Source organism: Fibrobacter sp. UBA4309 (assembly GCF_002395745.1).
GTDB lineage: Bacteria > Fibrobacterota > Fibrobacteria > Fibrobacterales > Fibrobacteraceae > Fibrobacter.
Genome location: NZ_DGUN01000067.1, coordinates 1 through 20,496, shown reverse-complemented (window position 1 = coordinate 20,496; position 20,496 = coordinate 1). Strand labels below are relative to the sequence as shown.

The 20,496-nt window shown below is 54.0% G+C and carries 21 protein-coding genes; 5 read left to right on the top strand and 16 right to left on the bottom strand.

From position 1 onward, the window contains the following. Positions 1-102 precede the first annotated feature (102 nt). The 10 genes from B3M32_RS09450 to B3M32_RS09405 all read right to left on the bottom strand — a co-directional run bounded on the left by B3M32_RS09450 (position 103) and on the right by B3M32_RS09405 (position 9,218). On the bottom strand, positions 103-1,239 hold the full coding sequence (locus B3M32_RS09450; protein WP_290745891.1) for an NADH-quinone oxidoreductase subunit D: 1,137 nt from the start codon (positions 1,237-1,239) through the stop codon (positions 103-105). After that, the gene (gene nuoB / locus B3M32_RS12415) at positions 1,239-2,498 is read right to left on the bottom strand and encodes an NADH-quinone oxidoreductase subunit NuoB (protein ID WP_290745888.1); all 1,260 of its coding nucleotides are present in this window, start codon (positions 2,496-2,498) and stop codon (positions 1,239-1,241) included. Before nuoB ends, B3M32_RS09450 begins: the two co-directional genes overlap by 1 nt. Next, positions 2,489-2,869 (bottom strand): NADH-quinone oxidoreductase subunit A, encoded by a 381-nt coding sequence (locus tag B3M32_RS09440; RefSeq protein WP_290745885.1) that lies wholly within the window; start codon positions 2,867-2,869, stop codon positions 2,489-2,491. Before B3M32_RS09440 ends, nuoB begins: the two co-directional genes overlap by 10 nt. 33 nt (positions 2,870-2,902) lie before the next feature. Continuing rightward, positions 2,903-3,493 (bottom strand): hypothetical protein, encoded by a 591-nt coding sequence (locus B3M32_RS09435; RefSeq protein WP_290745883.1) that lies wholly within the window; start codon positions 3,491-3,493, stop codon positions 2,903-2,905. Beyond that, a complete protein-coding gene (locus B3M32_RS09430; protein ID WP_290745880.1) occupies positions 3,490-5,634 on the bottom strand; it encodes a RelA/SpoT family protein in 2,145 nt (714 codons plus the stop codon). The genes B3M32_RS09435 and B3M32_RS09430 overlap by 4 nt, the downstream gene beginning before the upstream one ends. A gap of 197 nt (positions 5,635-5,831) precedes the next feature. Then, positions 5,832-6,908 carry a TIGR04133 family radical SAM/SPASM protein gene (locus B3M32_RS09425; protein WP_290745877.1) on the bottom strand — a complete coding sequence of 359 codons (1,077 nt, stop codon included), beginning with the start codon at positions 6,906-6,908 and terminating at the stop codon, positions 5,832-5,834. Between the two features lie 41 nt (positions 6,909-6,949). Then, positions 6,950-7,333, bottom strand: coding sequence for a hypothetical protein (locus B3M32_RS09420; protein WP_290745874.1), 384 nt, complete (start codon positions 7,331-7,333; stop codon positions 6,950-6,952). Positions 7,334-7,377: 44 nt separating this feature from the next. Next, entirely contained in the window at positions 7,378-8,055 is a 678-nt protein-coding gene (locus B3M32_RS09415; RefSeq protein WP_290745871.1) for a hypothetical protein, read from the bottom strand. Then, a complete protein-coding gene (locus tag B3M32_RS09410) occupies positions 8,055-8,597 on the bottom strand; it encodes a hypothetical protein (RefSeq protein WP_290745868.1) in 543 nt (180 codons plus the stop codon). The genes B3M32_RS09415 and B3M32_RS09410 overlap by 1 nt, the downstream gene beginning before the upstream one ends. Before the next feature lie 18 nt (positions 8,598-8,615). Beyond that, the gene (locus tag B3M32_RS09405) at positions 8,616-9,218 is read right to left on the bottom strand and encodes a hypothetical protein (protein WP_290745865.1); all 603 of its coding nucleotides are present in this window, start codon (positions 9,216-9,218) and stop codon (positions 8,616-8,618) included. A gap of 276 nt (positions 9,219-9,494) precedes the next feature. Between B3M32_RS09405 and B3M32_RS09400 the strand changes: the two genes are divergently transcribed. After that, entirely contained in the window at positions 9,495-11,129 is a 1,635-nt protein-coding gene (locus B3M32_RS09400) for a hypothetical protein (protein ID WP_290745862.1), read from the top strand. 78 nt (positions 11,130-11,207) lie between these two features. Here the strand turns inward: B3M32_RS09400 and thrH are convergent, their stop codons facing one another. The 3 genes from thrH to B3M32_RS09385 form a co-directional block, all read right to left on the bottom strand. Further along, entirely contained in the window at positions 11,208-11,825 is a 618-nt protein-coding gene (thrH, locus tag B3M32_RS09395; RefSeq protein WP_290745859.1) for a bifunctional phosphoserine phosphatase/homoserine phosphotransferase ThrH, read from the bottom strand. 86 nt (positions 11,826-11,911) lie between these two features. Then, positions 11,912-12,793, bottom strand: coding sequence for an Hsp33 family molecular chaperone HslO (locus B3M32_RS09390; protein ID WP_290745856.1), 882 nt, complete (start codon positions 12,791-12,793; stop codon positions 11,912-11,914). 22 nt (positions 12,794-12,815) lie between these two features. Then, positions 12,816-13,361 (bottom strand): DJ-1 family glyoxalase III, encoded by a 546-nt coding sequence (locus B3M32_RS09385; RefSeq protein WP_290745853.1) that lies wholly within the window; start codon positions 13,359-13,361, stop codon positions 12,816-12,818. A gap of 70 nt (positions 13,362-13,431) precedes the next feature. Here B3M32_RS09385 and B3M32_RS09380 point away from each other — a divergent pair, with 70 nt between their 5' ends. Further along, positions 13,432-13,851, top strand: a complete 420-nt coding sequence (locus B3M32_RS09380) for a type I restriction enzyme HsdR N-terminal domain-containing protein (RefSeq protein ID WP_290745850.1) — start codon at positions 13,432-13,434, stop codon at positions 13,849-13,851. 75 nt (positions 13,852-13,926) lie between these two features. Here the strand turns inward: B3M32_RS09380 and B3M32_RS09375 are convergent, their stop codons facing one another. Beyond that, positions 13,927-14,250 carry a hypothetical protein gene (locus B3M32_RS09375; protein ID WP_290745847.1) on the bottom strand — a complete coding sequence of 108 codons (324 nt, stop codon included), beginning with the start codon at positions 14,248-14,250 and terminating at the stop codon, positions 13,927-13,929. Positions 14,251-14,265: 15 nt separating this feature from the next. Next, positions 14,266-15,663: a hypothetical protein gene (locus B3M32_RS09370; protein WP_290745844.1), complete on the bottom strand. Its 1,398-nt coding sequence runs from the start codon at positions 15,661-15,663 to the stop codon at positions 14,266-14,268. A 174-nt stretch (positions 15,664-15,837) separates the two neighbouring features. Between B3M32_RS09370 and B3M32_RS09365 the strand changes: the two genes are divergently transcribed. After that, the gene (locus B3M32_RS09365; protein WP_290745840.1) at positions 15,838-16,764 is read left to right on the top strand and encodes a fibrobacter succinogenes major paralogous domain-containing protein; all 927 of its coding nucleotides are present in this window, start codon (positions 15,838-15,840) and stop codon (positions 16,762-16,764) included. 173 nt (positions 16,765-16,937) lie between these two features. Here B3M32_RS09365 and serS read toward each other — a convergent pair whose 3' ends face one another. Continuing rightward, positions 16,938-18,224: a serine--tRNA ligase gene (gene serS / locus B3M32_RS09360; RefSeq protein ID WP_290745837.1), complete on the bottom strand. Its 1,287-nt coding sequence runs from the start codon at positions 18,222-18,224 to the stop codon at positions 16,938-16,940. A gap of 454 nt (positions 18,225-18,678) precedes the next feature. Between serS and B3M32_RS09355 the strand changes: the two genes are divergently transcribed. Beyond that, positions 18,679-19,881 carry a DUF6383 domain-containing protein gene (locus tag B3M32_RS09355; RefSeq protein ID WP_290745834.1) on the top strand — a complete coding sequence of 401 codons (1,203 nt, stop codon included), beginning with the start codon at positions 18,679-18,681 and terminating at the stop codon, positions 19,879-19,881. Positions 19,882-19,976: 95 nt separating this feature from the next. Next, positions 19,977-20,489 (top strand): LptE family protein, encoded by a 513-nt coding sequence (locus B3M32_RS09350; RefSeq protein WP_290745830.1) that lies wholly within the window; start codon positions 19,977-19,979, stop codon positions 20,487-20,489. Positions 20,490-20,496: the final 7 nt, after the last annotated feature.

The window sequence follows — 20,496 nt, the reverse complement described above, 5'->3', positions numbered from 1 at the left end:
CGTCTCGCTCTGGAGGCTCGCCGGCAAAAATTCCGCTACCCGCGGGACCATGTCGCGTACAAAATCGCCGATGGGGTTTGTAACTGAGGGAACAAACATAAGCTACCTGTCAATTTCCGGGATGACGGGGTCGAGGGTGGCCATGATGGTCACGAGGTCCGAAATCTTGTGGCCTTGTGCCATCTTGTTGAGTGCAGCAATGTGCGGGAAGCTTGGCCCGCGCGTGTGGATGCGGTAGGGCTTCTCGCCGGTCGTTGCCGCCACCACGTATGTGGCATACAGTCCCTTCGCTGTCTCGATTTCGCTGTAGTAGCGGCCTTCGGGGAGTCGCACCGGCTTTTCCTTGCTGCGCCAGGGCCCTTCCTTCGGAAACTTGTCGATGCACTGCCGCAAGATCTTCATGGACTCGTGGATTTCGGCGATGCGTATCTTGTAACGGTCATAGCAGTCGCCGTTGTGAAACACGGGTATGTCGAAATCGAACTGGTCGTAGATGCTGTACGGGTTCACGCGACGCACGTCGAAGTTCACGCCGCTCGCACGCAGAACTGGGCCCGAGCATCCGTAGGCAATCGCGTCTTCCTTGGAAAGTACGCCAATCCCGATACTTCTCTCGAGCACGATGATGTTCTTGGAAAGGAACCTCTCGTAGTCCCTCATGGAATCTTCCAGGTGGTCGAGGAACGCCTTCACGCGCGGGATAAACGTCTCGGGCACGTCGTAGCGGCTTCCACCGGGCCTGAAGAAGTTTGTTGTAAGGCGCGAACCGGTGACTTCTTCGAGGATGTCGTGGATCATCTCGCGTTCCTTGAACCCGAACAGCAGGCAGGTTTGCCCGCCGAGGTCGCCGCCGAAGCAGCCAAAGAACACCAGGTGAGATGCAATGCGGCCCAGTTCCTGGAGCATCACGCGGATGTATTCGCCCTTCTCGGGTACGCCCACGTTCATGCCTTTCTCTAGTGCAATCACGACACCCAGGTTGTTCTGGATTGCCGTGAGGTAGTCCTGGCGGTCGGAAAGCGCGATGTATTGCAGGTAGCTCATCGACTCCGCCTGCTTTTCCATGCCGCGGTGGATGTAGCCGAAATGCGGTACAAGTTCAACGATGGTTTCGCCGTCCATGCGGAGTGCAAGGCGCAGTGCACCGTGCGTACTCGGGTGCTGCGGACCCATGTTGATGAAGAATTCTTCGGTATTGGTTTCGCGCTGGAGGCGGAATCCTGGAGGCAGAGTAGGCATTATACGGGCCTCCTGATCATTTGCGGGTGAGTGAAGTCCTTGCGCAGCGGGTAGCCGACGAAGTCTTTGTCGAGGAATATGCGGCGCTGGTCGGGGTGGCCTTCGAAGTTGATTCCGAACATGTCGTAAACTTCGCGCTCCTTGACTTCGGCACCGGGGTAGAGGTGGCTTATGCTCTTGACGCTTGCAAGCAGCGATGTTGCCCGCTTTTCTTCTGGAATGCTGAAGTCTTTTTTCATCTGCACGCAGAGGAATAGCTTGTGGCCGTGTTCCAGGCTTCGCAACATCGTCACCATGTCAAAGTGGTCGTCGTAGTCGATGGCGGTTACGTCGATGAGGTAATCCATATTGAATTCGGGAGAACTCTTCACGAATTCGACGATGGACAGGTAGTCCTCGGGTTCCACCATCACTTCGAGCGGTCGGTCGGCGGGGATTGCTGCCACCACGTCTTCGATAGGATCTTCGCTATGCGTATGCACCGTGACCTTCGGGAATTTTTCGCGCAGTTTGGCAAACAGTTCCGACTGCGTAAGGCCAAAGCGCTTGAACGGCACGCGCGGCACTTCCGGGAAGTCTTCTTTTTTCACGCGTACGGGCTTGTAGGCGCTCTTGTAGTCCGGGTGTTCTTCCTTGAACTTCGCCCGGGCTTCGGCCATCGCTTCGTCCTTCATTTCTTCGAGGGCGGCCCATGTCTTGGCGGCTTCGCGGTAACGGTCCATGGTGGACACGTCTTTCGGCTTGCCTTCGTGCCACGGGTGTCGGCAGGTTTCCTTGAGAATCTTTTCGCGTAGCGTAAGAAGTCCGTGGAAAAGGGCTTCGGGACGCGGCGGGCATCCGGGGACGAATACGTCGACCGGAATCAGGTTCTGTGCACCGCGGACAACGGAATAGTTGTCGTAGATGAACGGGCCGCCGCTAATGGTGCAGGCTCCCATCGCGATCACGTATTTCGGTCCGGGAATCTGTTCCCAGAGCATCTGGATGGCGGGGGCCATACGGCGGGTAATGGTCCCTGCCAAAATAAACAAGTCCGCCTGTCGCGGGGACGAGCGAAACACTTCACTTCCGAATCGGGCAATGTCATAGCGGGCCATGGAGCTACTCATCATTTCGATGGCGCAGCAGCTGGTACCATAGGTGAGGGGCCAAATGGAGTTGGCTCGAGCCCAGTTCACCACGTAGTCGATGGCGTTCACGACATATTTGCCGCCCGGAATCGGGTCTAGGATTTTTGGAGCGTAATTGATTATTCCCATTTGAGAATTCCTTTTTTCCAGGCGTAAGCGAGGCCGGATACGAGGATGACAATGAATATGGCGAGGTCGATCAAGACAATCATGGGCGAAAGCGGCGTATGGCCGGCCATGATTTCCCTAAAATTCATCATTACGGGGAAGAGGAAAAGGGCTTCGATGTCGAACACCAGGAAAAGGAGGGCGAACAGGTAGTAGCCTACCTTGAACTGGATTCTGGCATTGCCGATGGTCTCCATGCCGCATTCGTATGGGGCCATCTTGTTTGCCGTATTCTTGGTGCGGTATCCGAGCAACAGCCCCGTGACGGTAGCTGCTGCCGCGATGAATGCGCCCAGGAATAGGAATATGGATAGGATGATATATTCAGACATAGATTCTACTCATTTCACATTACACATTTCACATTAGTAGAAGTTCTGCAGCTCCTGTATAGTTCCGAAAAGCGTGTTGCCAATCTGGAATCGGTCAAGCACGTGCTTAAGCAAATCCCTGAATTCTTCCATGGTGGCGGTGGACATCGCGTTCAGTTTTTCCTGGATGGTGTTCACGAATCCGTAACGGACGGGCTTGGCCTTCATGTCCTGAATCGCGGAACTCCAGTCCTGCAACATCTTGTCGGTATCGAACCTCGCGATGATGTAGCGTATAGTGGAAAGGAGCTCCTGCAGAAAGTGCACGAGGAAGATTTCTTCTTGCAAGATACCCCAGCGCTTGTCCTTGGAGTAAAGTGTCGCGTTGTCGGCCTTGCCATAGAATATCGCGGCCTGCGCGTATTGGAGGCACGTCGTGATGAGGTGTTCGTAGCGACGGACTTCCTGGCTCAGGTTCTGGTACCAGGCGTTGTTGATGCCTTTGTCCAGGTCCACGCTCGAGGCATCGTTTGGCAAGAGGGCCCTGAACGCGTAATAGACTTCTTCGTAGTAGCGGTTACGCATACGGCAGTTGAACGCGCGGTTCTTGAGCGTGTAGTCGCTGTGGTGCAGAGGCGTTATCATGCTTTGTCCACCTCCCTTACGCCGCGAATTTTCATGATCTTGTTCATCATGGCGTCGACCTGTTCCTTGCGGAACGCCTTGAATTCCATGCGGATGCGGCCAGAAGACTCAGTGCTCGCGACACTCATGCGTTCCAGGTTAAGGCCGGCGTTCTTCAGTTCCTGCAGAATATCCAGCGTGATGTTCCTGCGGTTGTCCGTGACTATGGTCAGGTGCGTCGTGAACGGTTTCGACACGTCGGCGCTCCATTCGACGGGCAACTGCTGGTGTATCGGGAAATCCTTGAGGCATGGGCATGTGGCATTGTGTACCTCGATGCCGATTTGCGGGCGCATGACACCGACAATCTTGTCGCCGGGCAGGGGACCGCAACATGAGGCAAAATGGATGACCAGGCTGGTTTCTTGCCCGATAACCAGCGGCATCTCGTCGCGGACGGTGTTTTTCTTGTCCTTGCCGAAGGTAGGGAAGAACCGGAGCGACGAGGTATCCTTGGTGTTGATATCTTCGCCGGTCAAGAAACGGTGAACGTCTTGCAGGGGGAGTTCACCCTGGCCAATACGCTCGTAGAAGTCGTCCAGGCTGAAGGTGCCGAAATACTTGTTGACGGAAGCTTCGTCCGGGCGCTTGTCCTTCTCGATCTTGGCGAGTCGCAGTTCTCGCGTCCAGATTTCCTTGCCGAGATCCCTGGCCTGCTGGATGATGCTTGTTTTCATCCACTTGCGCAGTTCCTGCTTGGCCTTGACGGTCTTTACCATGTCGAGCCATTCCGGACTCGGTTCCTGGGCGGGGCTCTTCAGGATCTGGATGGTCGCTCCATGCTGGATAGGCTTGTCCAGGCTGACGACCTCTTCGTTGATGCGGGCACCGATACAGTGCAGGCCGAGTTCCGTATGTACCGCAAAGGCGAAATCCAGGACGATGGCCCCTTCGGGGAGTTCGATGGATGCGCCCTTTGGCGTAAAGACGGTCATGCCTTCGGGTTTCAGGTCCACTTTCAAGAAGTCGAGGTATTCCTTGCTGTCCTCGATTTCTGATTGGAGCTTGACCATGTGGTCGAGCCAGGCGAGTTCTTCGCCCTCGTGCTGGGTTTCCATCTTGTAGGCCCAGTGTGCGGCGAATCCTTTTTCGGCGGTAAGGTCCATGTCCTTGGTACGGATCTGCACTTCGACCATCTTGTTTTCGGGACCGATGACGGTCGTATGGATGCTCTGGTACAGGTTCGGCTTTGGCGTCGCGATGTAGTCCTTGAAACGGCTCTGCAACGGGGTCCAAAGGTTGTGGACGTAACCGAGGGCGAGGTAGCATTCGGGGATTGTCTCGACGATGATGCGGATGGCGAAGATATCGAAGATGTCCTCGAACTGGCAATCACGACTGATCATCTTGTTGTAGATGCTGTAGATGTTCTTGGTACGGCCCTGGATGGTGCAGTCGAAGTCTTCGAGCGCCATCTTGATTTGCAAGGGCCCGATGACGGACTGGACGTACTTTTCGCGCTTGTCCTTGCCTTCGATAAGGGCGTCGACCAGTTTCTGGTACTCGACCGGGTTCACGTACTTGAAACTCAGGTCCTCGAGTTCGGTCTTGAGCTTGTATAGACCGAACCTATGTGTGAGGGGGACGTAGATGTCGAGGGTTTCCTGCGCAATCTGCTTGCGTTTTTCGGGTTTCATGTACTGCATGGTACGCATGTTGTGGATGCGGTCTGCAATCTTGATCATGATAACCCTTGGGTCCTTCGCCATGGCGGTAATGAGCTTGCGGTAGGTGCCCGCTTTCTGCGCCGTCTTGCTGGCTTCCTGTACTGCGGTGATTTTCGTGACCGCGTCTACCATGAAGGCTGTGTCTTCGCCAAATTTTTCAGATATCTCTTTTAGGGTGTGCGGGGTGTCTTCCACCACGTCGTGCAAAAGTCCTGCCAGGACTGTTGCCTGGTCCTGTTTCAAGTCGGCAAGAATCTTGGCTACTTCGAACGGATGCTCGGTGTAGGGCATGCCGCTCTTGCGGTATTGGCCGTCATGGGCATCGGCGATAAAGACGACAGCGTTCCTGAGAACCTCGGCATCCAGCTTCGGGTTCTTCTTTAGGAGCACGTTGACGATGTGCTCCTGGTTCGATGTCAAATTTCTAGAATCCATCAATGTAAATTATATCTAAATAAAGACATCTTGGAATGAAAAATCATGGGAAATAAGCGAAAAATAAGGCTAATTTAAGCGTATTTCCGCAAATTGTAAAAAGCCCCCCGACATAGGACTGGGCCTGTATATGCGAATACCTCCCTTTTTAGGGGAGGTATGCAGATTCTTATGGACCTGGTTGCTGTTTTTCGCGATTACGCGCCAGCGTCTTCCAAGCGTTTTACATGGCAATAAGCCAATTCCTTGGTCTTCTCGTCCCTGAGATGCAGGCTGGAGCCTTCGCAGTAGCGCCAGTACTTGCAGGTCTTGCAGTCGCCAATTTTTGCCCAGCTGCGGTCGCGCATCACCTGGTAGCGGTTCTGCCAAACGTCCCAGAGGTCGTCCTTGTAAATGTTACCTTGTATGTAGTCGCCGCGGAGGCTCGGGCATGCCGAAATGCTGCCGTCGCAAAGCACGGAAGAAACGTTCACGCCGGCACGGCAGAAGAACGGGTAGTTGCGGGCGTCCTTCTCGTAGCTCCCGAGGAAGCCTTCGCAGCCGTAGTTCACGTTGATGACGTTCAGTTTCTTGACTTCGCGGATAAAGTCGAACACCTGGCGGAATTCCTGGTTCGTGAGCTGGAACAGCGGATTGTCCTTGGCGCGGCCCTTTGGGAACACGGTGGCGATTCTCCAGCGCTTCACGCCAATTTTCAGGAGAATGTCGAGAATCTTCGGGAGCTCCTTCAAGTTCTGGCGGTTCACGCAGGTCATCACGTCGAAGGTGAGGCCCTGCGTGTGGGCGGCCATGTCGATAGCTCGGAGTGCGTTGTCGAAACTCGTGGGGGCACCGCGGAAATGGTTGTGGCTTTCCTTGAGGCCGTCGAGGCTAATGGTGAGCGAGCGCAGCCCTGCGTTCAGCAGCTTGGTATATCGTTCAGGCGTCATCGCAAGGCCGTTGCTGACCATGCCCCAGGGGTAGCCGCGTTTTTTGATTTCCATGCCGCATTCTTCAAGGTCCTGGCGCATCAAGGGTTCGCCGCCGGTAATCACCACGATAAAGTGCTTTGGATCAATATGCGGGGCAAGCTTGTCGAGCACGCCCATGAAGTCTTCGCGGGGCATGTCGGGGATGGCGTCCTTCACGCAGTCGCTACCGCAGTGCAGGCAGTGCAGGTTGCAGCGCAGCGTGCATTCCCAGAAAAAGTAAGTCAGAGGGTGCGCCTTGATTTCGTTGTGGCGGTAAAGGCGGTAGGCTTCGAGAGCGAGTTTCTTTTTAAGAGAGAGTTGCATAAAAATGTGGAGTGTGAAATGTGAGGTGTGAAATGTGAAATTTAATGGATGCGCTCACTTTCGACGTAGTATTTTGACTTGAATTCGTCTTCGGTGTAGACAGTCTTGTTGTCCTTTTCATCGCGACAGTCGAAAGTTTTCGTTTCGTCGTCGGTCGATTGGAAACAGGTGACGTCGTCTTCACAATAGTACGTGTCCGTGCACGCGGGGTACGACATGGTGCAGTTTTCGTAATTGCCGTTGATTTTGTCTTCTTCGTTTTCGCAATCGTAGAAAACGCCGTATTCGGGGCAAATCTGGTCAAAATCGCAGGCAACCAGTTTTTTCCCGGCCGAAGGGCTGTCGCTGGAGGAATCATCGCTACACCCGCTCCAGAGCAGGGCGCACAGGCTTAATAGAAATTTTTTCCAATGTTTTTTTATCATATCTTTCGTCTTTCGTCTATAGGCTCATAGAGCCGTTCTTTCGTCTATTTCTCCAGGCACTTGTTAATCCGTTCCTGGATTTCCTTCATCTTGTCTTCGTAGACCTTCTGGAGTTCTTCGTCGAGGGCGGGCTTGTTCGCTTCCCACTCTTCCTTCATCTTCAGGAATTTTGCGTATTCTTCGCTAGGCCTGATGGTGCCGTCAATGCATTTTTCTACCGCATTTCTAATGATGGTCGGAGCGCCGTAAAGCGCCACGAATTGGTCGAGTTCCATACGCAGGTGTTCAAGACACATGGGCGTTTCGGCCAACGTCTCCTTGACGGAATCTATCTTGGCTACGGCATCGTGCTTGGCCGCTTCCTCTTTCCAGAATTTGGCATTGTCTGCACTGAAATCGTTGGGAAAATACGATACACTGGAATCCATCGGGAAACATTTGACGTCAATGGAATCGGGAGGCTCGACACCATAAAGAGGGCCGGCGACGAATTCGCTGCTGGAACTTTCCGGCTTGGTCGCCTCGGAAGAACTGGAGCTTGTTTCGCTGCCGGTCGCTTCGCTCGAGCTGGATCCATCTTCGCTCGCGTCGCTGCTTTCAGGAAGTCCGTAATATGACGGAGGTCCATAGAGGCACTCCTCTGCAGAGGTGGAATCTTCGCAACCAGCCCAGAACAGGGCGGTCAGCGCAAGTGCAAATTTTTTCCAATGCTTGTAGAGCATTATTCATTATCCTTTTTTTCTGGGCAGTTGACTATCGGGCGGCAGCCTCCCATGACGGAATCGTCTGGCGCCCTTTCATAGCAGATGTCGCCGCATATCTCGCAGTTGCCGGCATAAGAATTGCTTGGCATTGGCATGTTTATGTTTACGCCTTCGGGCAGTTCTTTTTGCGTTTCAGGGAGCTCGTCGTAGAGTCCGGGCTCGTGCAGGTATTTTTTCCCGTCTTCGCATTTAATGATGTCGAACACCTTGCCCGAATCGTTTACGGCGGTGTCGTTGTAACAATTGACCGCCATTGGCCCGTACACCACGGCAATGCTGCTGGAACTCAAAAGTTCCCTGATGCTGGAGCTTGATTCTTCGGCGATACTGGAACTGGATTTTACCTCTTCGGAGGAACTGGATTCGAACGTGATTGCTTCGCTGCTATAATTGGGGTCGGGACCATAAAGGCATACGGCCGATGAACCAGAATCGTCGCAACCGGCCCAGAAGAGGGCTGTCAGGGCAAGTGCAATTTTTTCCCAGTGCTTGTAGAACACGTTCCATCCTCCGCAGAGCTAATTCTCTTGATTTTCCATGTTCTTGAAGGATTCTGGCGTGCCGTACAGGACTTGAACTTCTGTGTACGAGGTGTCGTCGGGAAGGACCTCCGGTGATTCCCACTTTTCGTAGCGCATGCGGAATTCCGCTTCGTTGTAGGTGTTCCCGTCGTCGCAGGTGTAGGTCTTTTCGGTGATAGCGACTACGCCGTAGTCAGGGCAAATGTCCTCGACACAATTATATTCTGGCACCCAGCGTTCACTCACTTTTTCTTGGCAGGTCACGCCGTCATCGCACATTAAAACGGTACTGCCGTCGTTTTTTTTGCCAGCAGGGTCCTCGATGCAGGCGATTCTGTCTGGAACTCCGTAAGCGGGCATGATTTCTTCCATGCTGCTTGAAGAAACGATTTTTTCGTATTCGATTCCGTACAACGGGACGATTTTCCCGAAGTCTTCGCTGCTGGAGGGTTGTTCCGTGGAGCTGCTGGACTTGGTGCCACTTGTTTCACTGCTTGTCGGTTCTTCGGTATTGTTTGCCGATGTGGAATCGCTGTCGCAGCTGGCCCAAAAGAATCCGGTCAGTGCCAGTGCAATTTTATTCCAATGCTTGTAAAACATATACCCTCCACTTTTTTTCTGATGAAAATATATACAAAATAATATGCCCCCGCAACGTGGGTACAATTTTCTGTGACATGCGTGGCTAAAAAATGCGCAGGAGCGGAAGATTTGTAAAAATAAATTGACGCTTTGGCGTTTTTGAACGAAAAACAAAGAAAAATTACAATTTGGAAATAGATTGTTTTTGGAACCTAAACCCCTGCTTTTTCGCGCAGTTTATATTTGAATGTACCTCAAGATGCCGAATTCACGGCATTATTCGGTGGGTTGGTTATGAAAAAAACAAAGATTTTTGTTCCGTTGGCGGGCATCGCCTTCGGACTTTGGGCCTGCGGTAGCGAAAATGCTGCTACCTCGGAATGTTTAACAGAAGAATGTCTTATGGAGCAGTACGGTGCATTTGACGCCGATTCTGCCAATCAGGCGCTCCAGGACTCTATCAATCAAGCAAATGCATCCAGCAGTTCCGTGGATCTGTTCTCGGGTTCCGGCACGGGTGACCTGGGAACCTCTTCCGAAACGCAGCTTCCGGCCAGCTCGGATGCCGTCGTGCAGAGTTCTGCCGAACAGGAACAGCCCGGTTCTTCGGGTATCGTGACGGGGAGCTCCAGTTCTGCGACGGTGCCGGCATCTAGCGCTATCGGAAGGTCTAGCGGACACGTGCATTCTAGCGGTCACGTGCATTCTTCCAGCTCGGTTGCGCCCGTGGTTTCTAGCAGCAGCGTTGATGTCGGTCCGGTCCTGCCTTCCTCCGACTTCGTGGAAGACCACCGCAGCGAATGCCAGATCGGCAATATTCCCACTAGCGTAAACAACGCAAAACTCCCGGACCCGTTCATGGGCCTCGACGGCAAGAGGATTTCTACGAAGGCGGAATGGAAGTGCCGTCGCGAAGAAATCGGCGCGATGTACGAAAAGCTCATGTTCGGCGAGAAACCGCGTAATCCTGAAAAGGTCGAAGGCTCTTACTCCGGCGGAAAGCTCACCATCAAGGTGACCGACAAGGGCAAATCCGGCTCGTTCTCCGTGAAGATCAGCAACGCGGGTACCAAGGACAAACCGAAGCCGGCCCTCATCGGGTTTGGCGGCGGCATGATGGGCGGCGGCTGCGGAAGCCTCGGCAATTCCACCAACGGCCTCGATATCGCCATGATTACCTTCAACCCGGACGATGTCGCTCCTGAAAGCGGTGGCGGCATGTTCTTCCAGCTCTACAATGGTGGCCAGGGTACCATCATCGCATGGGCCTGGGGGGTCAGCCGTATCATCGACGCTCTCGAAAAGACTCCGGAAGCGGGTATCGACGTGCATCACCTCGCCATGACAGGTTGCTCTCGCTGGGGCAAGGGTACGCTTGCCGTGGGTGCATTCGATGAACGTATCGCTCTTACCATTCCGCAGGAATCCGGTTCCGGTGGCGCCTCCCTCTGGCGCGTCGGTGCCCAGGTCAACAGGCAGAAGGGTAAGCAGTTCGTGCAGGGCCTGAACAGCGCCGGTACCGAAGGCAAGTGGATGATTTCCTCCTTCAAGAACTATGACGGCAAGGAAAATACGCTCCCGTTCGACCAGCACATGCTCGTGAGCATGGTTGCACCGCGTGCGCTCCTCATCATCGATAACGCTGGCCAGGAATGGCTTGGCGAAGTGCCGTCGAACTACTGCGGCCAGGCTTCTCTCGAAACCTACAAGGCTCTCGGCGTGACGGAAAACTACACCTACAGCCAGGAAGGCGGTCACGGTCACTGCCAGCTCCCCAACGGACAGTTCGACGAGGTCAAGGACTTCATGAACAAGTTCCTGCTCGGCAAGGATGCCAAGACGGGCAAGATCGACTATTCCAAGAACACGCAGACGATTGATTTTAAGAAGTCTGAATGGATCGATTGGGAAACGCCGACACTGAACTAGAAAATCTATTAACTCCTGATAGAAAAAGGATGGGGCCGGAATTCTGGCTCCATCTTTTTTTTAGGGGGGGGGATTTTTTTATAGCGTGGCCTGGAACTGGTGGAATTTCTCCAAGAGTTCGGCGTAGGTCTTGGTGGAATCCAGCTGCGGGAACTGGGCCACGATGGAGTCCGGCGCGCAGAAGAAACAGCCCTTGTCGGCCTGCTTGAGCATGCCCGTGTCGTTGAAGGAATCTCCGCTCGCGAACACCTTGAAGTTCAGGTCCTGCAGGTGCTTCACGACCTTCGTCTTCTGGTCGGTGAGTCGCAGGTGGTAACCCTTGATCATGTCGTTTTCGACTTCCAGGTTGTGGCAGAAGATCGTCGGGAATCCGAGGTTCTTCATGATGGGGTAGGCGAATTCCTGGAACGTGTCCGAAAGAATAATCACCTGGGCTTCGTCGCGGAGTTTGTCCATAAAGTCGCGTGCACCGTCGAGGAGTCCGAGGTTTGCAATCACGTTCTGGATGTCCGAAAGCTTGATGTTTTCGCGCTCGAGAATCGCGATGCGGCCCTTCATGAGCACGTCGTAGTCGGGAATGTCGCGGGTGGTGAGGCGCAGGTCCTTGATGCCCGTCTTTTCGGCGACGGCAATCCAGATTTCGGGGGCGAGAACTCCTTCAAGGTCCAGGGTAACGACACATTGCTTAGTGAACATAATCAGTGATTAGTGGTTAGTGATTAGTGATAAGGTATGAGGTTTGGGGTTGCGCTAAGCTCAGAGCCTTGCGTCGCAAGGCGACCTCATGGCTGATTTCTTTCCTTTATAATCTCGTTCAAGTCCGCGGAGGTGATCGTGTACTTCGTGCGGCAGAAGTCGCAGATGACTTCCAGGTCCTTGCCTTCCTTGGCGAGGTCTTCGAGGTCGGCGGTCTTGAGGGTCGCAAGCGTTGCCACCATGCGCTCGTGGCTGCAGGGGCAGTAGGCTTTCGGGTCGATTTCGCGAACGATGTCGATGTCATAAGGCCCGCGTAATTGGTCCAGCAGTTCGTCGAGGTCGAATCCTTCGGCCTTGTACAGTTCGGGGAATTTCGGGAGATTCAGCACAATCTGCTCGAGGATGGCGATATCCCTTTCCTCGAGATCGGGGAACGCCTCGATATAGAATCCTGCCGCATAGTCCAGCTTGGCGGGTTTTTCCCTGTTGAACCGGGCCTCGATGCCCACCGCGGAACGTATCTGCTCGGATTGCAGCAGGTAGTAGGCGAGGTTCTGGCCCATCGACACGGAGGCCGCCTCGATGATGCTTTCGTGGATGCGTTTTCCCTGTTCATCGAGCTTGATGACGCTGATGTTTTGCGGTACGAGCGCCGGCTCGTTCGCGCCGATGGCCAGGAGTTCGTCTTGCGGCATCATGGCGCGCACGAGTCCCATCGGGGTCGAATCGGACTGGATTTTCGTGATTTCTCCGCCGAACGTGGTGGAGAACGTCACTGTCCCCGGGAACTTGAGCGAAGCGCTAAGGAAAATGCTTGCGATGGAATTCTCGGCCAACAGCTTGAGGGCGTAGCCCTTCGCGCCGTGGTAGGCTCCAATCTCGTTCATGGTGGAGGTCAGGTCGACGGCGATAAGGCGGAACGGAGTCCTCTTGCCGGTGGCCCGGATGATTCTATCCTTGAAATTCATGGCCCAAATGTAGAAATTAATCCTACCTTGCGACGATTTGCTTGCGGATTTTGCCCGATGTTTCGGCGTCGGTCATGCTGGCGAGAGTTGCGAGTGCGAATTCCTCTGCAGTCCCTGCGCCGCGGCTCGTAATGATGTTCCCGTCTACGACAACGCGGTCTTCGGTGAATTCCTTGCATACAAGGTCTTCTTCGCGGCCGGGGAAGCAGGTGCAGCGGCGGTCGACGAGAAGCCCGGCCTTCGAGAGTACGAGCGGGGCCGCACAGATGGCGAATATCCACTTATCCGCGTCATTCATGGCGCAGAGGGCCTTCTCGACAGCGGGCGATGCGGCTAGGTTCTTGACACCCGGCCCACCGCCGGGCAAGAAAATTCCGTCGAAGTCGGCGAGGTTTATCTGGCCGAGAGTCGTGTTTGCCTGGACCGGCAGGCCGTGCGCTCCGGTGACATCAGTGGAGCCCTTGATGGATGCCGTGACGACTTCGCAGCCTCCGCGCTGCCACAGGTCGAACGGGACGACAAATTCCGTTTCTTCGAAGCCATCGGCCAAGAGGGCAAGAATATTCATAGGACTCCTTTTGCTGAACCAAGGTGAAGTTTACTGAAAACAAGATAGTATTTTTTCTAAATTCCATTCCATGTCACGAGATATGTTGTACGACCCGATACGCAAGAAGGATGTTCCGGCTACGCCTGAGGAGCGCGTACGCCAGGATACGGTGCGTTTCTTGCTCGACCAGATAAAGGTCCCAGAACATCTGATGACGGTGGAGTTCGGCCTATGCGCCATCGATCCGAAAACGGATGACCGCGTCGACATCATCGTACACGATTTTAGTAGCGGGGCACGCCTGGACAAACCGTGGCTTCTAGTGGAATGTAAGGCTCCAGGTGAATATACCTGGCAGTCGCTGCAGGTTCAGCTGAACCGCTATCTGGAACTGATTTCTCCGCAATACGTGATGCTTGCCCTTGGCGACGCCGTCCGTTTCTTTGCGCTGGACAGGGCGTCTGGGCAATTCAAGAAAATCGGCGCCCTTCCGGAGTACGGGCGCTGAGCCTGGATTCTGCGCTGAGGGAAACAAAAAAAGGACAGGCAAGACCTGTCCCTTTTTTGTCGAAAGATGATAGAATTAGTCTTCGTATTCGGAGATTTCTTCGCAAGCACCGCTGATACAGCCGTACTCATTGCCGTCGTCTCTGCAGTAGTAGAGAACGGCGTCTTCTTCCGGATATTCCTGTTCAATGGTGTAGCTATCGCAAATCTTTTCGATAGCCTTGGTGTTCTTGTCCTTGTTTTCGGTGCTGCCCTGCTGGCCAGACTGCTGGCTGCTACCGGGGTCAACAATCACCTTGCCCATGCGCGGGCCGGAAATGGTGGAATCGTCAGCTGCGGTACAGGCGGCCAAGGTAGAAATCACCACTGTTGCTGCAAATGCGGAAATGATTTTTTTCATGGTTAATTTCTCCTATTAGAAGTTGATGAACGCACCGAGGTTGGCGATCATGTTGCCACCGTTGAATCCGGTGAGCGGATTGTTGTACATGGCGTTGGCGATGGAAGCTTCGAGAGCGAAGTTGCTGTACTGGAAGCGGGCACCGGCCTGGACAGTGGTCACGCCGGTCTGCATCGACATGACAGTGTTCTTGGTGGTTTCCTTGTTGTCGCTATCCTTGTAGTCCTTGATGAATTCTTCGTTCTGCATGCCGAATACATCCCAGATGTAGCTGGCACCGCCGAAGACCATCCAGCACTTGCCGAGGCCGAGTTCAGCGAAGATGTTCGGTTCAGCAATGAGGTCCACCGTGAAGAAGTTGTCCTTGTTCACGTCGTCGTCTTCGAATTCTGCCTTTTCCTTGATTTCGTCGGCGAAATGCAGAGGAACGGAGGTGTTCACGCCGAGAAGGACGCGTGCATTGCTTGCAGAGAGAATTGCGCCACCGATGTTGAACATCGGGGTGACCGCGATGTAGGCGCTTTCGCCGGTAACTTCGGTCTTGAAGTTGTTGTCGGAGTTGGCCTTGTCGGTGTGCTTGCGTTCGACAAAGTTCTCATGACGCGTCACGGCAACGCCGGCAGCCCAAGAGATAGCCTTGGCGGACGGAGTGTTGGAAAGCATCACGGAACCGAAGATATCCCAGTAATCCTGGTCGGTTTCGTCCTTGACGGTGTTGTCTGCGCTCTTGACTTCTTTGTTGGTCTTGAGTTCACGCTGGTAGGTGAGCCATGCAGCGTGGATGGTGAGGTCCAGTCCGCCAAGAGGAGCGGCGAAGGTAGCGTCGATGCGGTCACCGCCGTTCACGACGGATTCGTCGGTCGTTGTCTTGGTTTCGGAGGTGGTCACTTCGGTAGAAGACCACTGCTTTCCGAGGGCGTAGCTAAGAGAAACACCGAAGGAGTTGCTGGCGATACCGACGGTAGTCAGACCGAGACCCTGGGAGTTGTCAAATGCGATGAACTTGGTGAGGCCCGTGCCGAAGGAGACGGCTGCGAAGGAGTTGGTCGGTTCCATGTAGACGAGCTTCTTGCCGGCCATCTGGTACGGAGAAGCCAAGTTGTCGCCGATAGTGGAAGCTGCGGCCTGGTTATTGACGTTGTTGTAAGCTCTTGCGCGGGTCACATTGAAGTTGACTGCGGAAGTGTCTGTCGGTTCTGCGGGAGCTTCAGCGACCGGAGCGGGTTCGGCGACCGGGGCCGGTGCGGGAGCGGGTGCGGGAGCCGGAGCTTCTGCTTCCTGAGCCGGAGCCGGTTCCTGGAAACTGGCTGCATCGTCCTGAGTGGCCGTCTGGGCGGGAGCTTCGGACGGTTCTTGAGCCATGGCAGTTGCAAAGGCGAACGCCGCGGTCAGAGTCATCAATTTAATGTTCATGTCATATCCTTCTTTTGGAGGGTTAAAAGAATGTTTTAAATATAGATTAGTTCCATTGAAAAAGGGATGATTGTTAAAAAATATCCATAAAAAAGGTTTTTAGGGCAGATAAACCAAAAAAAATTAATCTATATGCAAAAACAATGTATATTTTTATTGATGTAAGGGGAAAAGTTGAAGACCTTCGCAGAAATAATCGCTTTTATTTTTTGTGTTCTGATTGTTTCCGGATGCAACAACGAAGAGGCTCCGCGCGAAGTGCGTGCGCCTGTAAAAACTGTTGAACAGCCTCCAAAGGTCGCCCCTGCTCCCGTAAGCTCTTCTGAAGCGGTAACCGAAGATACGGCGGCTGTAGAAAGTTCTTCTTCCGAGAGTGTTTCTTCGTCTTCTGTTGCGGTAAGGGGAACCAAGAGACCCGGTCGATTCAAGTCTCCCGAAAAAGATGTTGTGAAGGACCCCTGTGAAGGGACTCCGGCAGATATGATTTGCGACAGCCGTGACGGCGAGCGTTACAAGACCGTCCAGATAGGCAATCAGCGCTGGATGGCTGAAAACCTGCGTTATTCCGTGGACGAAGGCTGGTGCTACGAAAACGATTACGAAAATTGCAAGTCGTACGGCCGTCTGTATACCTGGACCGCCGCTGTCGGTCTAGACGTTTCTTTCCAGAGCGCTTTTGCCAAGGATTCCATCGGTCTCAAGCATCGCGGCGTTTGTCCCGAAGGCTGGCATATCCCGTCCAAGGCCGAAATCGACGTCCTGATCAGTTTCGTGCAAGATGAAAATTCCAAGCTGCGCGACAAGGAAAATGTGGGAACGAGCCTGAAGTCTGCCGAAGGCTGGATGGAATGCGACCAGGAAGATGAAGAGTGCTCCGTTGGCACGAATCGCTACGGCTTCAACGCCAAGCCTGCCGGACGTCGCAATCTGGACGGAACATTCGACGATCTCTTTCATGATGCCGGTTTCTGGACTTCGGAAGAATCCGACAATGCCAGCCATGCCCCGTACTGGGATCTCTATTACGCAACGGACAAGTTCTGGGGCAGCTATACCAACAGGAAGGGTGTCGGCTATTCCGTGCGCTGCCTGAAGGACTAGCAAAAAAGCAAGGCCGCCTGACCTTGCTTAATTTTTTTTCAGAATGTCGCGGCTGTCCGCGAACCGGACTACTTCTTCGGCTCGATGCGTTCCATGCCACCCTAACGAGCAGGCAAGGTTTCTTGCGAAACCTCGCACTCAGATTTTTCTTGACGAAAAATCTTCACACATGGTTAGGCTTTCGGTTTAATAACCTCAAGCCCACCCATGTACGGACGAAGTACTTCCGGGATCTTGAGCGAGCCGTCCTTCTGCTGGTAGTTGTCGCAGATGCCGACCATCACGCGCGGAGTGGCGAGGCCGGAACCGTTCAGCGTATGCACGTAGACGTTCTTGCCGCCGATCTTCGTCTTGATGTTGGCGCGGCGTGCCTGGTAGTCTTCGAAGTTCGAGCAGGAGCTGACTTCGAGCCACTTCTTTTCGACCGGGGCGTAGACTTCGAGGTCGTAGCACTTGGCGGCACCGAAACCGAGGTCGCCCTTGCAGAGGGCCAGACGGTGGTAGGGGAGGCCGAGCTTTTCCAGGAGCTTTTCGCCGAAGCGGGTGAGTTCCTCGTGGTCTTCGTAGCTGTGTTCCGGATGGGCGAAGTAAACCATTTCCACCTTGTTGAACTGGTGCAGGCGCAGCAGTCCGCGGGTATCCTTGCCGTAGGAGCCAGCTTCGCGGCGGAAGCAGGCGGAGTAGGCGCAGATGCGCTTCGGGAGTTCGGATTCCGGAATCACTTCGCCGGCGTAAAGGTTGGTCAGAGGCACTTCTGCAGTCGGGATGAGGAAGAGGTCGTCGTCCTTGTCGCAGCGGTACATGTCTTCTTCGAACTTCGGGAGCTGGCCCGTGCCGCGCATGGTATTGCGGGTCACGAGGTACGGAGGCGTGAATTCCTCGAAGCCGTTCTTCTGGTGTTCGTCGAGGAAGAACTGGATGAGGGCGCGTTCCAGGCGGGAACCGAGACCGCGGTAGACCGGGAAGCCGGAGCCGGAAATCTTGGCGCCGCGTTCGAAGTCAAAAATGCCGAGGCGTTCGCCCAGGGTCTTGTGGTCCACGCGGGCGAAGTCGTCGTTCTTGGTGTAGTAGTCAAACGGAATCGGGCCGTCTTTTTCCACCACGTTGTCGCTAGAGTCCTTGCCTTCGGGGGAACGCGGGGCGATGTTCGGCACGTGCATGAGCATTTCGGTCTGCTTGTAGTCGAGGTCCTTGAGTTTCTTGTCAAGTTCGTCGATCTTGTCGCCGAGCGCGCGCATGGCGGCCACGGCTTCGTCGGCGTTTTCGCCCTTCTTCTTGAGGTCGCCAATTTTCTTGGATTCGGCGTTGCGTTCGCTCTTGAGGCGTTCCACTTCGGTGAGGAGCGGGCGGCGTTCGTTGTCGATTTCGAGAACGTCCTTCAGGCTCACCGTGGTGTACTTCTTTTCGGTTTCAGCAATGTAGTATTCCGGATTTTCGCGGATTTTCTTGATGTCAAGCATTTTATGCCTCGGATGATAAAAATTTTACGCGGTGAAATTTAGCAAAAGGCGAGTGCCGCGGCAAAAGTGTGCAAGGCGAGAAAGCGCAAAAAACTTGTTTTTGCATTTTCGAGCCGTAGCCACGGACGTCGCAGACGTCAAAATAATTTTTGTTTTGACATGGCCGAGCCTAGCTAAATGCGCTCAGAATGAGCGCCAATTTAGCAACTTTTGCATAGGACGAGTCCGTTTTTCTCTAATCTTTCGTCTGAAGCGCTAAAAGCATGTTTTTTCGCTTTTTTTTAGATGATTGCGGTTAGGGAAATGTGGCTTGAATGGGCGCTGTTGTATTCGTTTACACCGCTATTTTGGTGACAGCGGTCACACTCCCGCGTTATTGATATACATTATAAATGGGTTCGGTTATGGAGGCAAACACAATGTAAACAAACGGAAAATTCAGAGGAGTACAGAGATGAAGTTTCCAATACTTCTGCTAGCTGCGGCTACGCTTTCTTTCGCCCAATGGGGTGGCGGAGGCGGTAAATCCATCAACGACTACAAAAGGGTGTCCGTCTCGGGCAGGGATGTCTATGTCTATGCTCCGGCAGGTCTTAAAGATAACAGTCCGTTGCTCATGTCTTTCCACGGCATGGACCAGGACCCCAATTACCAGCAGTCCAATACCCACTGGGAAGCGGTTGCCGATACGGCGGGCTTTGTTGTAGCCTATCCCAAGGGCGCAACGGGTTACAGCACCTGGGATATCAGTGGTGACCAGGATACCAAATGGATTACGCAGATTATCGACCAGTTGGCCACCGACTACAAGATTGACAAAAAGCGCGTGTATATGTCGGGCTTCTCCATGGGCGGTATGCTCAGCTACCATGCCATGGGCAAGATTGCCGACAAGATTGCCGCCTTTGCTCCCTGCTCCGGTTACCTGATGATGGGCGCCGGCACGGCTCAGCGTCCGGTGCCTATATTCCATACCCACGGAACCAGCGACAACGTGGTGGGCTACGATGGTCTCGAAAACAACTTGAAGAATTACCGTGACCAGTTCAAGTGCCCCTCGCAGGCGCAAGTCGAGAACAATCATCCGAACAGCGAGAACAAGGCTACGCTCTACACCTGGGGCCCCTGTGAAAACGGCATCTATGTGAAGCACTTGAAGCTCGAGGGCCGTCAGCATAGCCCCTCCAAGGCAGACGTTTCCGATATCTGGAACTTCGTGAAGGGATACGACCTGAATGGCCCGATTGGCGCAAGCAAGCCGGAATCCTCTTCCAGCGTCGAATCTTCTGCTAGCGGTCCGGCATCTTCGTCCTCTGTAGCGAAGTCCTCTGGTTCTATCGCTAGGTCGTCCGGTTCGTTCGGAAGGTCTTCTTCCAGCGTCGTAGCCAGGTCCTCTTCTGGCGGCAACCATTGGGGATTGTCTTCTTCTACCGAAGCTCTGCCCGTAGACCCGAGCCTGCTTGCAGTTTCCGTGTTTACGTCTGACAACTACATCGTCGTAGCCAATGCCCAGGGCAAGTCCATCACCGTATTCAACAGCCTCGGCCACGTTGTCCGCACTGTTCGCGGTCTTGGAAACCAGCAGAAGGTCTACACCGGTGCCAAGGGCATGTACATCGTGAAGGTCGGCTCCAGGACGTTCAAGACGGCCCTCTAGGGTTTCACTGAATTCCAGCATTAAAAGCACTCCCGCGGGGGTGCTTTTTTTATGTCCAATTCTTTGCCTGGCGCATTTGTTTTTAAATTTGCGGTATGCTTTCTAGGAATTTGTCCCGATTGTTGCTTTTTGTCGCAGTGACCTTCGTTGCGGGTCTTTTGGCGGGCTGCTACAGCTTTACGGCTTCGACGCTGCCTAGCCATATTAAGACAGTCCAGATACACGAGGTCGAGGACAAGACCCTGGACCCGGTGCTTGCGAACAATATCCATACGGCCGTTGTCGACATGTTCAAGAGGAACGCGGGTGGCGTGCGCCTGGTGAACGAGAACGCCAACGCCGATTTCGAGATGACGCTCCTTAGCTACACGAACAAGCCCGAGAACTACAACAGCAACAGCGATGTGGAAACGTACCGTGTCACGATACGCGTGAGCGTCAAGTTCTACGACAACGTGAAAGAACGCATTATCTACGAGAGCAAGTCGCTTTCGGCGGACGGAACGTACGATATCCAGAAGAACGAGTCCGAGGACCGCCATGGCCAGGCCCGAGCCATCGAGAAGATGCAGGACCTGATTATTTCCAACGCCCTCGCCAAGTGGTAGTCACTTC

Coding starts and splice junctions, on each gene's coding strand:
- B3M32_RS09355 (WP_290745834.1), top strand. CDS start 18,679: ATGAAGTTTCCAATACTTCTGCTAGCTGCGGCTACGCTTTCTTTCGCC.
- B3M32_RS09430 (WP_290745880.1), bottom strand. CDS start 5,634: ATGGATTCTAGAAATTTGACATCGAACCAGGAGCACATCGTCAACGTG.
- B3M32_RS09440 (WP_290745885.1), bottom strand. CDS start 2,869: ATGTCTGAATATATCATCCTATCCATATTCCTATTCCTGGGCGCATTC.
- B3M32_RS09425 (WP_290745877.1), bottom strand. CDS start 6,908: ATGCAACTCTCTCTTAAAAAGAAACTCGCTCTCGAAGCCTACCGCCTT.
- B3M32_RS09450 (WP_290745891.1), bottom strand. CDS start 1,239: ATGCCTACTCTGCCTCCAGGATTCCGCCTCCAGCGCGAAACCAATACC.
- B3M32_RS09400 (WP_290745862.1), top strand. CDS start 9,495: ATGAAAAAAACAAAGATTTTTGTTCCGTTGGCGGGCATCGCCTTCGGA.
- B3M32_RS09420 (WP_290745874.1), bottom strand. CDS start 7,333: ATGATAAAAAAACATTGGAAAAAATTTCTATTAAGCCTGTGCGCCCTG.
- B3M32_RS09390 (WP_290745856.1), bottom strand. CDS start 12,793: ATGAATTTCAAGGATAGAATCATCCGGGCCACCGGCAAGAGGACTCCG.
- B3M32_RS09435 (WP_290745883.1), bottom strand. CDS start 3,493: ATGATAACGCCTCTGCACCACAGCGACTACACGCTCAAGAACCGCGCG.
- B3M32_RS09415 (WP_290745871.1), bottom strand. CDS start 8,055: ATGCTCTACAAGCATTGGAAAAAATTTGCACTTGCGCTGACCGCCCTG.
- B3M32_RS09375 (WP_290745847.1), bottom strand. CDS start 14,250: ATGAAAAAAATCATTTCCGCATTTGCAGCAACAGTGGTGATTTCTACC.
- nuoB (WP_290745888.1), bottom strand. CDS start 2,498: ATGGGAATAATCAATTACGCTCCAAAAATCCTAGACCCGATTCCGGGC.
- B3M32_RS09405 (WP_290745865.1), bottom strand. CDS start 9,218: ATGTTTTACAAGCATTGGAATAAAATTGCACTGGCACTGACCGGATTC.
- B3M32_RS09385 (WP_290745853.1), bottom strand. CDS start 13,361: ATGAATATTCTTGCCCTCTTGGCCGATGGCTTCGAAGAAACGGAATTT.
- B3M32_RS09380 (WP_290745850.1), top strand. CDS start 13,432: ATGTCACGAGATATGTTGTACGACCCGATACGCAAGAAGGATGTTCCG.
- B3M32_RS09370 (WP_290745844.1), bottom strand. CDS start 15,663: ATGAACATTAAATTGATGACTCTGACCGCGGCGTTCGCCTTTGCAACT.
- thrH (WP_290745859.1), bottom strand. CDS start 11,825: ATGTTCACTAAGCAATGTGTCGTTACCCTGGACCTTGAAGGAGTTCTC.
- serS (WP_290745837.1), bottom strand. CDS start 18,224: ATGCTTGACATCAAGAAAATCCGCGAAAATCCGGAATACTACATTGCT.
- B3M32_RS09350 (WP_290745830.1), top strand. CDS start 19,977: ATGCTTTCTAGGAATTTGTCCCGATTGTTGCTTTTTGTCGCAGTGACC.